Source organism: Aetokthonos hydrillicola CCALA 1050, assembly GCF_017591665.1.
GTDB lineage: Bacteria > Cyanobacteriota > Cyanobacteriia > Cyanobacteriales > Nostocaceae > Aetokthonos > Aetokthonos hydrillicola.
The window spans coordinates 1-13,189 of sequence record NZ_JAAKGC010000128.1 but is presented as its reverse complement, the minus strand read 5'-3'; the positions used below and the strand labels follow the sequence as shown (position 1 = coordinate 13,189).

The window sequence follows — 13,189 nt, the reverse complement described above, 5'->3', positions numbered from 1 at the left end:
GTGTTGAATGCGGCAAAACCAATGCTTTTTTGGCGACGCTTTTTCGCTATTGCTTTCACTACAAGTCTATTTATTCTCTACTTTAGAAGTCAACCAGTAGCAGCGCAGGTAAACGAGTATTGCCAGTTATTACCTGCGGCGGCTCGAGAAAAAGAAGATTTGCGTTTGTCAGCAATCAGCGGCAGTCAAGATGCCAAAATCAGCTACCAAGGATTGTTACGACAAGATGCACAAGTTTTGCACGAATGCCGGAGTCGTAATTGGCCTCAAGTACAAGCAATCTGGTTACGCTTGTATCCTTGTGATTCACGACCAGGGGCAATTGATCAAATTATGGATCGAATTGTCAACCGAGGCTACAATCAAGTTTACTTAGAAACATTTTCTGATGGACAGGTGCTATTGCCTTCTGCCGGTAACCCTACAGTTTGGCCTTCTGTAGTTCGCACACCAGGAGCAGAAAATGTTGATATGCTCTCCATTGCCATACAGAAAGGGCGGGAACGTGGTCTTAAAGTCTATGCTTGGATGTTTACCACAAATTTCGGCTATACCTACGCTCAGCGTGGAGACAGAGAAGCAGCGATCGCACGCAATGGTAAAGGTCAGACAAGCTTATATGTTGTAGATAATGGCAGCCAGCTATTTATAGATCCTTATAACTTGCAAGCAAAACGAGATTACTACCGAATCTTAACGGAGGTGTTGCGCCGCCGTCCAGATGGAGTGCTCTTTGACTATATACGCTATCCTCGACAAGCAGGTAGTGATTCTATAGCAACAAAAGTGACTGATTTATGGTTGTATAGTGAAGCCACTCAACAAGCTTTATTTCGACGAGCTTTAAATAATAAAGGACTAGATTTAATTCGGCGGTTTTTAGGGAAAGGGTACGTAACACCGGGAGATATAGCTGAAGTCGATAGATTGTATCCTCAAGAAGGAGAACCGCTATGGCAAGGACGCATTGCATCCGCACAACAAAAGTCCGTTTTGCCTCCAACAGCAAGACAACCACAACTACAATTTGAATTGTGGCAGCTTGGAGTTGCCCATGCTATGCAAGGTATTTTAGATTTTATTGCTTTAGCAGCTTATCCAGCACAGCAACTACATATTCCTGCTGGGGTAGTATTTTTCCCTGGTGGTAATCAAACTGTGAGACAAGGATATGATTCCCGCTTACAGCCCTGGGATAGATTTCCAAGTTCATTAGAGTGGCATCCAATGGCTTATGGTAGCTGCGGTAATGTCAGTTGTATTGCTGCACAGGTTGAGCAGGTTATAAGAGTGGCAAAACCAAGAACCGAGATCACTCCTGCTATAGCTGGCTTGTGGGGACAATCAACACCAGAGCGACCATCCTTAGAATTGCAAATGCAAGCACTGCGACAATTTGCACCCCGACTCAAAGGAGTAAGCCATTTTGCTTATTCTTGGCAAGATCCTCATGATAACGATCGCAAGTTTTGTCGGCTTCGTTGAGTATTGGGCATGCCCTATGCCCCCTAAGGCTTCCATTGACTGGGTATCAAAATCAGCGAGAAATATGGTACTGTGTGCGACTCTACCTCTGTTAAAGGTACAATGCGCTGATTAGGCATCGTTGCCCGTTCAATGTAAAGTGCCCGTGCTGTTAATCCTAGATCGTTCAACACTTCGTATACCTTGGGAAAATTCCTACCTAGTTTGATAATAACTGCTGCATCAGCTACTTTTAATCGATCTGCTAAATCTTGGGCTGGTAGTATTCCAGATAACACCATAAAGGCATCATTACGATAAGTGAGCGGTGCTCCTAAAGCTGATGCACTAGCCATAATAGAAGATACACCGGGAATTACTTCAGTGGTAAACTGCTCAGAAAGACGGTTAAAAAGATACATAAATGTGCCGTAAAAAAACGGATCACCTTCGCACAAAACAGCGACATCTTGTCCAGCACTAAGATGTTGAGCTAATTTCTCGGCTGCTTCGTCATAGAAGGGTTGAGCAGATTCCTCGAGCTTGAAGGGAAAATACATTGGAAGCTCTATTTGTTCTGTACGCAAATAGTTCCCAACAATTGAGCGGGCAAGGCTTTTGCCTTGTTCCGACACAGGATAAGCAACTACTGGAGAACTCTGTAGAATCCGAAATGCTTTCAAAGTTAGCAGTTCTGGATCACCTGGTCCTACTCCTATACCGTAGAGACGACCAGACGGTTTAGAAGAGGAAACTTGTTGAACGATAGGTTGAAGCACCACAGAAATAACTCCTTCCCTGTGCGACGCAGGGAATAGATGACGAAGATGTTTTTTGGAAATTGCTTATGTTGGCATTCTGACTTACTGAATTTACAGCTGCGGCACAGTCCCGGAATTCCACCGGAGTTTCCCAACTTTAAGCTTAAGAACTATAGCATGGGCTGAAGGATTAAATCTCGAATATTGACTTTTTCTTAATGATGAACTATCCAGACCTACTGCGTAGATGTTTGGGTTAGAGCGCCCAGACCCTTTCAATCCGGAGCGAAGGTAGAGTTTAACTTCTTTTTGTACGACGATCGCTCTCCCCAGAGCGATCGCGCCAAAAAGCGCAGTGCAACGAAAGGCGCACTCATGAAGATACACACACAGGGTAAGCAAGTTTACTAGTATCAGATTAATTCTTGACTTATAAAAGAAGATTTACTACCTTTGATTTTGTACCAATTGTCCAAAACCCAAATCACAAAGCTTGCAGCAGGATAGTTAAGAAACAACTAATACAAGAAGAAAATGAAGTTATGCCTCAACTCACTGAAATCAGTCCGCTTGTAAATAGAATAATTGAAGAAAGAGGTAACCAGCTTCGTGTTATCACTAGATACATTGATAGTATTCACAATACAGATGAAGCAATTAGAGAACTAAGGAATGCTTTAGATAATCTTTTACATCATCCTCGAGTGACAGAGGAGTTAAAATTGCGTCTGCAAGAATTTGGAAATACGTCTACTTCTTGGGGTGGGGAGATAGTCGCAAGTATCAATCAATTTGAAAATGCGAAAAACCGTCTTGCTCGCGAAGCTGTCACAATAGGTTGTAGCGGACAAGCTAGAGTTGGTAAAAGTACTCTTTTGAAAACTATTGGAAATTTACCAGAAGAAGCAGTTCCTACAGGAAAAGGTATTCCAGTAACTGCTGTCCGTAGTCGTTTGCGCCATAGTCAGGAACACAAGGCTATTCTGAGTTTGCGGGATAAAAAAAGTTTTATTAATGAATTAATTAAACCATTCCATAGAGAATTAAAGTTACCTGAAGTTAATTCTTTTGAGGAATTCAGAAATTTTGATTATAATAGCAATGAATTAACGACAGATAAAAACGTAGAGTTATTAACGCGTCTTAAACAGATCCAGGCTGCGCTTTCTTCCTATGAAAGCCATCTTACTGGTAGAACGAAGAAAATAGAAGACTTAACCCAATTACGTCCTTGGGTAGCATATCCCAAGCAAGAGGAAGAAGCAAGTTCTCATTGTTCTCGTCTTTATTTAGCAGTTAAGGATATTGAGATTCAATGTTCTTTTTTACTTGATGTAGAAAAATTAATGCTAGTAGACTTACCTGGATTAGGGGAAGTCAACGTGGATGCGGAAGAACATCACGTTCAAGGATTAAAGAATGAAGTAGATTTAGTTTTATTGATTTTGCGTCCAACGGCACAATCCTCTTATTGGAGCGATAAAGATAGGAAAGCGCTTAATTTAATTAGTCAAGCAGTGGAAGGAATTTCTAAGCAGGGGGATTTTGTTATTATTATTGTTAATTATGGGAAACAAGACGATGAGGAGCTTTATAAGATACTTATAAACGATATTCATAAGCAGCTTAATGAAAATAAGCCTAATAGTAGGTATCAGGTCTTGACTTGTAACGCTGTAGACCCAGATAGCGTTAGGGAAAAAGTTTTAGTACCTGTTTTAAACCATCTAATCGACCGTCTTGCTGTGATGGATAGAGATATCGTAGAGTCAAGTTTCATTCAGTGGCAAGCTACTCTAGAAAAAATTAATATAGCAATTGATGAATTAGAAATATCGTTACGAAAATTTCCCTCTCAATCTCTTGATAGATCAGGAGAAATTTACTCTAAGGCTAAGATTTTACGAGAAAAATTGTCAGTTGAGTTAGGAAAAGAAATTCAAGAACTAAGAAAAGAAATTGAAAGGGAAAAAAATGAAGAATCTATTATAGATAATCAACTGATTCAGATGATTGAGGAGAAACATCAAGAAATTCAAAATTGGGCTAAAAATGGATTAGGAATAGGTCAAGAAGAATGGTATAAAAAAGCTAGGAATAGATTTATTTTAGACAAAAAAGTGGATGCTTTTGCTATCGAACAAATTAACAGCGCCCGTGCTTATTTAACTGATACTTATAGTAATTTGGATGTTTATTTTGAAACTAAAATAGACGACTTATGGATGAAGATAAGCGATGTAATCTCTGCTTGTACAGGAGATTTAATTCCAGAAACACCAGCAGGTAGAGCATTCCTGGAAAAGTTTGTTTTGTATTTGGAAGGTAAAGGAATCGGTGACCCTTTTCCTTCTTTGAGGCAAGCTACGGAATATTTGCTAAAATGCGGCACGGAAAATGCAATTTTTCAAAGTCATTTATTACCAAGGCTGATTGAAGAAACTCAACACTTAGCTCCCGAAAAATTTAATTTTAGTAATATCTCTTATCAAGCAGAGCAAGCAGAAAAGATGGTGCTGGAAATAATTTGTCAAAGAATTATTCAAACGTCTTTTGCTGTACAAAGGGTATTGAGAGAAAAACCTTTTGTCTCAAATATTCTCTATTCTGCTGCTGTGAAGTTTGAAGACAGCTTGGTAAGGTCTGCGGATGCAGATAGACAATTTTTTGAGTTTGCCTCATTATATACAAATGAGATTTGGCCAAGTGAATTTCAAGCCTTTGAAAAAAATCACGCTATGCTAAAACAAGCCGAGCATGCGGTTACGAATCTCAAACAATTACTGAAAAATTCTTCTAAAAGATAAAATTATGAGCGAACTGAATTTTGAAATTTATTCTGAGAAGAAAGCGCAAGTTTTCTTTTATAAGATTGGTATCATAGGGCCTTCCAGAGTTGGTAAAACTTCGATTATTGCTGCTTTGCTAGACGAAGCTAAGGCTGCTTTAGCTCAAACCCAAGTTTCTATTGCTCCTTTTGAAAACGAAGATGGTGTTAGTCCCACAAAGGAGCGGATTATAAACACTATCACGGATATTGAAGCAGGACTAGATTTCCTTACCTTTGAGCCCACGGGTATGGGGACTGCGGATCCATTTATTTTTGATTTAATAATGAAAATTGCCTCTGAAAGGTACGATAAGAGAACAGCACAATTGCGTTTGGCTATTTTAGATTATCCTGGCGGTTGGCTAAAAGAACCTCCTAGGGGGGATATTGGTCACAAAACTTGGGAAAAGTGTAGAGAATGGATTTTAGATAGTTCAGTAATTATTGTACCGATTGATGCTGCTTTAATGATGGAAGCTGATACTAAAGAGAGGGCTGCTGCAGCACGACAATTGTTACAAGTATATGAGGTTGAGAAATTAGTACGAGACTGGGCAAAAGGAAGATGGTCTAAGGGAGCATCTGCTTTGTTACTATTCGTACCAGTCAAATGTGAAACATATTTTAGTAATGATAGCAATAAAAATCAAAGTCAAGGGCTATATGAGAAGTTTGACAAGTTTTATGCTAATGCAATTGAAGCAGCTAAGCAGGAAATGTCAGAGAAGGAAGTCGAGGAACCAGAAACATCCAGTCCCCCAGGAATACTGGGCAAAATTGACAAATTAAAAAAATTAGGAGGGTCGTTAGTTACACCCTCCAACCCTACTTATACTATTGAATACCACCCGATTGATACGATCGGATGTATAGAAATTTTTAATGCTGAATGGATAAATACAGATGGAAAGCTATCCCTTAATTGTCAATATAGGGTTCGCGATCCTATCTCCGGCAGTCGACCAAAGCGAAACCCTTCAGGTACTATAGACTTACTTAATTCTATTTGTAAGCAAATTGTTGAGAATCGTCAGAATAGTAGTTTTTTCTTAAGAGCTTGGGATTGGTTAAAGGATAACGATATGTTACTAGCTGAAGCAATTAGTAAGCTTTCTCAAGAAAAACCTGGTTCTCGATTTAAAGAAATTGCTAAAGGAAATATTGCCAAGAAAGGTTAATTAACTATGGTAAAGTTCTACGTTAGAACGCGAGGATTAAGAACTGATTATTCTTTTCTCCCCGAACAACCGACAATAAGGGACTTAAAGGATTATAGAAACGGAAGTGACTTCGAGAAGCCTACTTGTATTTTAGAGCGAACCGAAGAAAAGGGAGTCTATCTTTTTCTGACTGGTATCCCTTCACGTCGAAAAGACCATCAAGGGACTCGTATTCGTTACGATTTAGTTGCTACAGTTGATTCCGAAGTTTGGGAGGACGACGATGATAACGAAAAGAAAGCATTAACTGGGCTAATTTGGCTGTGGCTAAATGATGTTAAATCTGCACTATGGGCTACCCAAGAAGATGGAAAACAGATTGATTCAGTGAGATTACCTCTTGTAGAAAAAAGCAAGTTAGGTAAACTATTCGATGAGAGCTTACCAGAAGATTATTTAGAAAAATTATTGCAGCGAATTAACAATGGTGAATGCGGGGAAGATGATAAGAGCCTCTTAGATAAGAACCTCAAGAATTTGCTTTTAAAAATACCCAAGCAGACTATATGCGAGCCAGAATCTGATTGTAAAGCTTGGTGGGGAGGTATAAATAATGATGCTAGCTGTAATAAGTGGATAAAATTGGTAGAAAAATTATTGACAAGTGAAACTTCTGGAAAAGCGCTATTGCCGAATATAGCAAATCCTCAATCTTTGGGTCGTTTATTTAGAAACAGTGGAGAGCTAGGAGTTTTATTGGCTAAGGAGTGGTCGCAAGAGAACCCAAACCTAATAGAAACTCAAATTTCTCTCAAATCAGATCTAAATTTGTTTGAAAAAATAGCAATTAAGGGTCAAAAAGATGTGGAAATGGCAAAAAAAAACCTCCAAAAATTGTTGCTTTTTGGAGATCAATAACTGCGGTGGCTTTTCTATTGTTATTAGGTTATCTATTGGGTAGGAATCAAGTTTATGTAGGTAATACGGCTGAACAAGGCGAATCCCTTTCGTGGTCGGAAACTGTAATCCAAGATAAGAAACTCTTGTTGGAGATAAGAGGAAGAATTAATCCAACTGAACGAGAAATAGTAGACAGAATTTGCCTTTTATCAGTTATAAATAGTCGTTCTTTTTATCTAAATGGAGTTGAAAGTAAAAAGGATAATAGTTGTCAAGATAACTCGACAGTTAATCTCCAGAAAGACGGTAATTGGAAATTTGAACATACTTTTAGCAATCCACAACGTAGGATTATTAGAATAGAAAAAATCTACAAGGAAAAAAGCTCTCCGGGAAGTGACAGTTACATAGATTTCTCTTTTGGAAGAAGTATTGGGCAGAATTAAGTCAAACGCCCCGCCCAATACGGTTCGGTTAAGAAAATTTATAAGAAAGGCTAGGCTGAAAACCCTTGAGGAACAGGCGCACAGCGCCGTCCAAGCGTACTTTAGGCAAGGGATGAAAGCTGCCGGAAGGCGTTTACGCCTGACTGACACTATCAATCTCGCTGTTGCGCAATATAGGCTTTTACCGATTCTGTAGAAATATTGCCAGCAGTAGATACAAAATAGCTTGGAGTCCACAGAGTTGGGAGCTTTAAAAGTTCGGGAAACTCTTTGCGTAAATGATGAGACGCTCTTCCCTTAATACGATTCATAATAGTTGATGGGTTATCAGTGGGTTTAGCGTTGAGGAAAAGATGAACATGGTCAGGCATGATTTCCATAGCTACGATTTTCCATCTATTTTCGTTGCATACCTCACATATCACTTGCTGAAGTCGTTCAGCTATTGCGCCTATTAGAACTTTCTTTCTACGCTTGGGGATAAAGACAAAGTGATAATTAAGTAAAGAAATTGCGTTTCCCTCATGTCTGTATTCATCTGGGGAAAATTTAGCCATATTTCTGTAATTTTAGGTTGTTAGTTTGTATATTGATATTGTAGAATAAAATAAGTTAGTCAACAATAGGAGGTGATAATACTTGTTAACAAACTATGTGTACAAGCTACGTCCTAACGTCGGTCAGTCAAATAAGATGGATAACTGGATTGATATGCTGAGAAGTCAGTATAATTGGTCTTTGGCTGACAGGATTACCCAATACAATCAGCAATTCATTCAAGGTGATTACTGTGATATTAGAACTAAGGTAGAAGCTTGTCCGTTAACATGTTTTGTTAGCAAGAATGGTGCAACTGGTGAACCTTGGAAAGATACCAAAACTGACAAAGAAGGAAATTTAAAGAATCCTCGTCGTAGCGCTGGGGATATTCAAATAACAGCATTACCAGAACTTAAAAAATCTAGACCCTGGTACGCTGATATTGACTCCACAGTATTACAGCAGAACGTTAAGCGCTTAGATACCGCTTACAAAAACTTTTTTGATGGTCGAGGATTTCCAAAGTTCAAAAATCGTTCAACATTCTCATCGTTTACTTACACGATGGGGATTAAAGTTCAAGGCAATAAAATTTACTTGCCTAAAATTGGTTGGATGAGATTTTTTAACTCTAGACCGATTCCCACTGGTTTCACTATTAAGGCTGCAACTATTCGCAAGCGACAAGATGGTTGGTACATTTCTATCAGAATTGAGGATAAAACCGTACCCGATTACGTTGTCAAGCCTTTAATAGAGATTAAGTCTGTGTTAGGTTGTGATTTAGGAATTAATAAACTTGTCCATTTGTCGGACGGGCATCAAGTCAAGAATCCTAAATTTGCAACCAATAAGAAGATTAAGCGTAGACTGAAAATCAGACAGCGTAGGGTTAACCGCAAGGTTAAAGGTAGCAAGAATCGTAAAAAGGCAGCTACTAGAGTTGGCAAGTTACACAAGAAAATTGCTGATAAGCGACAAGCTTACCAATGGGAAGTAGCAGGTTTAATTGCTTCTAGAAAAGTTGATGCTATTGCTGTCGAGGATTTAAATGTATCTGGAATGCTTAAGCGTTGTCGTCCCAAAGCTGACGAAAAAGGACGTTTTTTAAGCAATGGTCAGAGCGCTAAAAAGGGTTTAAATCGGAGTATTTCTGATGCTAGTTGGAATGAGTTAACTCAGAAAATCGAGTACATGGCTGTGAAGTCAGGAAAGATTTTAATCAAAGTGAACCCCAAATATACAAGCCAAAAATGTAACGTTTGTGGTCACGTTGATGCTAGTAGTAGAGACAAAGAAAAGTTCATTTGTGTTTCCTGTAATCATATAGCGCAGGCTGACATAAATGCAGCTAAAAATATAAAAGAACTGGCTATATCTAATATAGCGAGTATAGTACTGGGGGACTCTCAGGAACTTGAACCACAAGGTTTATTACGCCCGAAACAACGTAAGGAGACATCAGTACGCCGACAAGGCAAACGTACTGAGCCTGGGAACTTGAGCAATCAAGATATTGAGAGACTTGTCTCTTAAGAATCTCCGTGGCTTTAGCCCGGAGAGTGTCAACTACTGGGACAAGCTGTTCTTGAGCAGGGGAGGAAAAAAGCTTATCCGAACGGTATTGACGCCCCGCCCACAAGGGGAAGGGGACAGATCGCGCGTTCAATAAATTGAATCAGTAGTTCTGGAAAAAATAGTCAAAAAGATATTTTTGTTCTTTTTTTAAGGGCCTTCTTTACTCCTAAATTTTGGTAACAAACAGTATATTCAAATATCAAATAAGAACCCTATAGCTATTAATCGTGCGTTACTACATTAACGCACGCTACTAATTTGATTGCACAACCATACGAAAGCTTCTTCAACATTCTTCACCTGTTCACCTTGTGGAATAGGTGGACGATTCACCATCACGACGTTGATACCTAATTCCCGTGCTGCAATGATTTTGGCATAGGTAGCATTACCACCACTATTCTTAGTGACAAGAGTATCAATCTGATATTGCATGAGTAACTCCCGTTCTGCTGTCAGATCAAATGGTCCTTGAGAAAACAGGAATAATCCATTCGGTAATACAGCTTCAGATTCCGGTTGATTAATCAATCGCATTAAAAACCAGATTTCGTGAAGATGGGCAAATGCGGCAAGTTGCTGCCTACCAATGGTCAGGAATACACGTTTTGCCTGTCCTTCCAAAACATCTGCTGCTGCTGCAATGCTGTCAACGTTGATCCATTGATCTCCTGGAACTGACTCCCACGCAGGTCGTACTAGAATAATTCGTGGCAGTTCTAATTCATCCGCAGCGGCAGATGCATTAAACGAAATTTGGGCTGCAAATGGATGGGTAGCATCGATTAATAGGTCAATTGCTTCATCACGCAAGTAGGTTGTTAAACCATCCACACCACCGAAACCCCCAACCCTTAGAGTTCCAGCTATAGGTAAGGGTTCAGGAGTGCGACCGGCAAGGGATACAATGACTTCAATTCCTGGCAACGTCGTAGCTTTTGCTGCCAGTTTAGAGGCGTCGCCTGTTCCGCCTAGAATTAGTACACGTTTTTTGATAATATTTTTCCTCCTTACCTTAACATTTGAATTTTTTCCAAAAGTTCCGTTGCTTTACCATCTTGGCTAATAAGCAACCCTTTGCGGTCAAATAAAATTACGCCGACTTGTACAGAGACATTTGCATATTTTTTCACATATATTTCTGCTTTGTGGCTAATTTTTTCAGCTAATGCACGAAATACTGTATCTGCCAAGCGTAGTTCAATAAGTGTTTTATGTGCTGCATCTGCCGTAGGAGCCTGCAAAACTGCTTGCGCTGCTTGTATATCACCTCCTGTTTCAATTACAGCAGATGCAATAATCTCTAATTTTGCGTCGGCTAAATGACTTGATGTGTTAAAAATCCCACCCGCTAGCTTAATCAGTTTTCCCTGGTATCCTATCAAAAGGACTGATTGAGCATTGTACAATCCTGCTTCTACAAGTAATGCACCTAACCAATTTCCAGTTGTGACAATAACTTCTTCTGGAATGGATAGGCGCTGTGCAACTTGCTGACCATTACTACCAAGACAAAATACTAAATTTGGATGTTTGCTCGCCTTTTGCTGTAAATCAGCGCGAAATTCTTCTAAATGGTCAGCCGCACTCATTGGTTGAGAAATACCACTAGTGCCGAGTAATGAAAGACCATTCAAAATACCAAACGCTTCATTAGAGGTTCGTTTCGCAAGTTCACGACCATCAGGGAGGATTATCTGCACGGTTACAGTTTGATCAGCAGGAATGAGGGGTAATAAATTTGCGTCAAACAAACGACGAGCATAGTCGTAAATAGCAGCCTCCCCCATAATAGTTTTCCCGACACCAACACCAGCTTCCAAAATTAAGGCTTGGTCTTGTCGGTGCGAGATTTTTACCCAAGCCCAAACAGGAGTATTTCTCGTTAAATCTAAGTTATCTCCAGGATCGCTGAGGGTAACTGCTAAGGCGCTAGTTGTTTCTAGAGTTGCAACTTGATGGACGGGAATATCAGCATTTCCAGGAAGTAGGTCAAGCTCAACTGACGGCAAAGAGTGGTCGCTGTTTTGTAAATGAACTAAGGCTGCTTTTGCAGCAGCCACAGCAAAAACGGGTAGGGTGTAGCCTGTACGCGCCATGAAAAAACTGCGGCAAGAGTTGTGGATTCAATTGATCTTGCCATTTTTTTGTTGAAACAAGCACATGGGCTATGGCCGATTTTTGTCAAGTGTAGTATACGAATATATTTTGTTACGGTTTTCTCTCCTAAATGTTAATGTTAAGCATTGAAACATTTTTTTACAAAATGTTATATTTAGTTACAAGTTAAAGAAACGGAAAGACAACCATGACAGCACGCAGCTATGTCGTAGAAGAAGGTAACAGGCTCAACAACTACGCCATTGAACCCAAGATGTATGTAGACCAAAGCAAGAAGTTTGGCTTCACTGAGTCTGCAGAAAAGCTTAATGGACGATTAGCAATGATTGGTTTTGTATCATTAATTGCACTTGAAGTCCTTACAGGGCATGGTTTGGTTGGATGGTTAACTAGCTTGTAATGCTGAATAAGTCAATATATATTTGGAGATAAAAAAATGAGAACCGACTTTGACTTTCCCAAAAACAACTTGCTTGGACCTGTTGTGTTTAGACCTGATTTCAATAACTTTGAGGAAATTAGTGCCACTCAGGCTTGGTCTTTGTTTTTCACCGCTGGTAATGAAGATAAAGTACTAGGGTTCAGCGCTGAATTAGGTAGATTTTTCACGAACGTACTGATTGCGATCGCCGTTACAGGGTGTATTTGGGGAACAGTTTTCACTCACATTGGATAAATCTGGCTTTTTTAGGCATGCGAATCAACATCGATAGGACAAGAGAGATCAATCTTCCTTGTCCTTCTTTTTGGACATAGTTCGCTTTTAGATAAGCGGATGTTTTAGCTTTCAGGGTCGCTTGTTGGACGAGCAGAGGTGATGTTAGATATATATGATATTACTATCATATAAAAAAATTTATTGTTATAATAAATAACAAATATGGAGATAAACTCAATAAGCACCAAAGTTACTGATGGTGGTAGGATTGTTATTCCTGCAGATTACCGACGGGCACTGGAACTAAAAGTGGGCGATGATGTCGTACTTTCGCTCGAAGGAAAAGAGATACGTATGCTTTCTCGGAAGGAAGCTCTGCGACGAGCAAAAGCACTCGTCAGACGCTACGTTCCTAAAGGAACTCTACTTTCAGACGAACTTCTCACTCAACGACAGCGTGAGGCTCGGGATGACTAGACACGTTATCGATGCGTCTGCACTCCTTGCATTCTTGGCGGAAGAGCAAGGGAGTGAAGCAGTGGAAGAAGCTCTCACCTCGGCGCTCGTAAGTACCGTTAACATGAGCGAGGTAATTGCAAAACTTCTCGAACGCGGGATGTCGGAAGAGGAAGTGCAACAAGTCCTACAATATCTTAATTGCGAGGTTGCCGATTTCACTATTGAACGTGCATGGGGGACAGCAAGAATTTATCCCTTCACCCATCATCACG

14 protein-coding genes and 1 riboswitch are annotated in these 13,189 nt (G+C 39.8%); of the genes, 10 read left to right on the top strand and 4 right to left on the bottom strand.

The window, feature by feature from the left end; genetic code table 11:
• Positions 1–1,485 (top strand): family 10 glycosylhydrolase, encoded by a 1,485-nt coding sequence (locus tag G4P69_RS32565; protein WP_208353959.1) that lies wholly within the window; start codon positions 1–3, stop codon positions 1,483–1,485.
• Positions 1,486–1,508: 23 nt separating this feature from the next.
• On the opposite strand, the gene G4P69_RS32560 is transcribed toward G4P69_RS32565, so the two are convergent.
• Positions 1,509–2,246, bottom strand: coding sequence for a precorrin-2 C(20)-methyltransferase (locus G4P69_RS32560; protein ID WP_310833828.1), 738 nt, complete (start codon positions 2,244–2,246; stop codon positions 1,509–1,511).
• A gap of 61 nt (positions 2,247–2,307) precedes the next feature.
• A riboswitch (adenosylcobalamin-variant (AdoCbl-variant) riboswitch) is annotated at positions 2,308–2,394 on the bottom strand.
• A 256-nt stretch (positions 2,395–2,650) separates the two neighbouring features.
• Here G4P69_RS32560 and G4P69_RS32555 point away from each other — a divergent pair.
• Genes G4P69_RS32555 through G4P69_RS32540 form a run of 4 tightly spaced genes read left to right on the top strand, consistent with a single transcriptional unit; the run spans position 2,651 to position 7,561 of the window.
• A complete protein-coding gene (locus tag G4P69_RS32555) occupies positions 2,651–5,032 on the top strand; it encodes a dynamin family protein (protein ID WP_208353947.1) in 2,382 nt (793 codons plus the stop codon).
• A 4-nt stretch (positions 5,033–5,036) separates the two neighbouring features.
• Positions 5,037–6,233, top strand: a complete 1,197-nt coding sequence (locus G4P69_RS32550; RefSeq protein WP_208353932.1) for a hypothetical protein — start codon at positions 5,037–5,039, stop codon at positions 6,231–6,233.
• 6 nt (positions 6,234–6,239) lie between these two features.
• A complete protein-coding gene (locus tag G4P69_RS32545) occupies positions 6,240–7,133 on the top strand; it encodes a hypothetical protein (protein WP_208353929.1) in 894 nt (297 codons plus the stop codon).
• A 5-nt stretch (positions 7,134–7,138) separates the two neighbouring features.
• The gene (locus G4P69_RS32540) at positions 7,139–7,561 is read left to right on the top strand and encodes a hypothetical protein (protein WP_208353926.1); all 423 of its coding nucleotides are present in this window, start codon (positions 7,139–7,141) and stop codon (positions 7,559–7,561) included.
• A 152-nt stretch (positions 7,562–7,713) separates the two neighbouring features.
• On the opposite strand, the gene tnpA is transcribed toward G4P69_RS32540, so the two are convergent.
• Positions 7,714–8,118: an IS200/IS605 family transposase gene (gene tnpA, locus G4P69_RS32535; RefSeq protein WP_208346550.1), complete on the bottom strand. Its 405-nt coding sequence runs from the start codon at positions 8,116–8,118 to the stop codon at positions 7,714–7,716.
• A gap of 82 nt (positions 8,119–8,200) precedes the next feature.
• Here tnpA and G4P69_RS32530 point away from each other — a divergent pair, with 82 nt between their 5' ends.
• On the top strand, positions 8,201–9,637 hold the full coding sequence (locus G4P69_RS32530) for an RNA-guided endonuclease InsQ/TnpB family protein (protein WP_208353923.1): 1,437 nt from the start codon (positions 8,201–8,203) through the stop codon (positions 9,635–9,637).
• 282 nt (positions 9,638–9,919) lie between these two features.
• On the opposite strand, the gene G4P69_RS32525 is transcribed toward G4P69_RS32530, so the two are convergent.
• Both G4P69_RS32525 and cbiD read right to left on the bottom strand, forming a co-directional pair.
• Positions 9,920–10,675, bottom strand: coding sequence for a cobalt-precorrin-6A reductase (locus G4P69_RS32525; protein WP_208353961.1), 756 nt, complete (start codon positions 10,673–10,675; stop codon positions 9,920–9,922).
• 14 nt (positions 10,676–10,689) lie between these two features.
• A complete protein-coding gene (gene cbiD, locus G4P69_RS32520) occupies positions 10,690–11,778 on the bottom strand; it encodes a cobalt-precorrin-5B (C(1))-methyltransferase CbiD (RefSeq protein WP_208353922.1) in 1,089 nt (362 codons plus the stop codon).
• A 209-nt stretch (positions 11,779–11,987) separates the two neighbouring features.
• Between cbiD and G4P69_RS32515 the strand changes: the two genes are divergently transcribed.
• The 4 genes from G4P69_RS32515 to G4P69_RS40750 form a co-directional block, all read left to right on the top strand.
• Entirely contained in the window at positions 11,988–12,200 is a 213-nt protein-coding gene (locus G4P69_RS32515) for a chlorophyll a/b-binding protein (protein WP_208353919.1), read from the top strand.
• A 36-nt stretch (positions 12,201–12,236) separates the two neighbouring features.
• Positions 12,237–12,476 (top strand): hypothetical protein, encoded by a 240-nt coding sequence (locus G4P69_RS32510; protein ID WP_208353916.1) that lies wholly within the window; start codon positions 12,237–12,239, stop codon positions 12,474–12,476.
• 204 nt (positions 12,477–12,680) lie between these two features.
• Entirely contained in the window at positions 12,681–12,935 is a 255-nt protein-coding gene (locus G4P69_RS32505; RefSeq protein ID WP_208353913.1) for an AbrB/MazE/SpoVT family DNA-binding domain-containing protein, read from the top strand.
• On the top strand, positions 12,928–13,189 hold a 262-nt coding region (locus G4P69_RS40750), incomplete at its 3' end, for a PIN domain-containing protein (protein ID WP_208353910.1). The genes G4P69_RS32505 and G4P69_RS40750, both read left to right, overlap by 8 nt.

What these genes read in the sequence shown, in the direction of transcription:
- G4P69_RS32550 (WP_208353932.1), top strand. Translation starts at nt 5,037, where the DNA reads ATGAGCGAACTGAATTTTGAAATTTATTCTGAGAAGAAAGCGCAAGTT.
- G4P69_RS32545 (WP_208353929.1), top strand. Translation starts at nt 6,240, where the DNA reads ATGGTAAAGTTCTACGTTAGAACGCGAGGATTAAGAACTGATTATTCT.
- tnpA (WP_208346550.1), bottom strand. Translation starts at nt 8,118, where the DNA reads ATGGCTAAATTTTCCCCAGATGAATACAGACATGAGGGAAACGCAATT.
- cbiD (WP_208353922.1), bottom strand. Translation starts at nt 11,778, where the DNA reads ATGGCGCGTACAGGCTACACCCTACCCGTTTTTGCTGTGGCTGCTGCA.
- G4P69_RS32515 (WP_208353919.1), top strand. Translation starts at nt 11,988, where the DNA reads ATGACAGCACGCAGCTATGTCGTAGAAGAAGGTAACAGGCTCAACAAC.
- G4P69_RS32510 (WP_208353916.1), top strand. Translation starts at nt 12,237, where the DNA reads ATGAGAACCGACTTTGACTTTCCCAAAAACAACTTGCTTGGACCTGTT.
- G4P69_RS32505 (WP_208353913.1), top strand. Translation starts at nt 12,681, where the DNA reads ATGGAGATAAACTCAATAAGCACCAAAGTTACTGATGGTGGTAGGATT.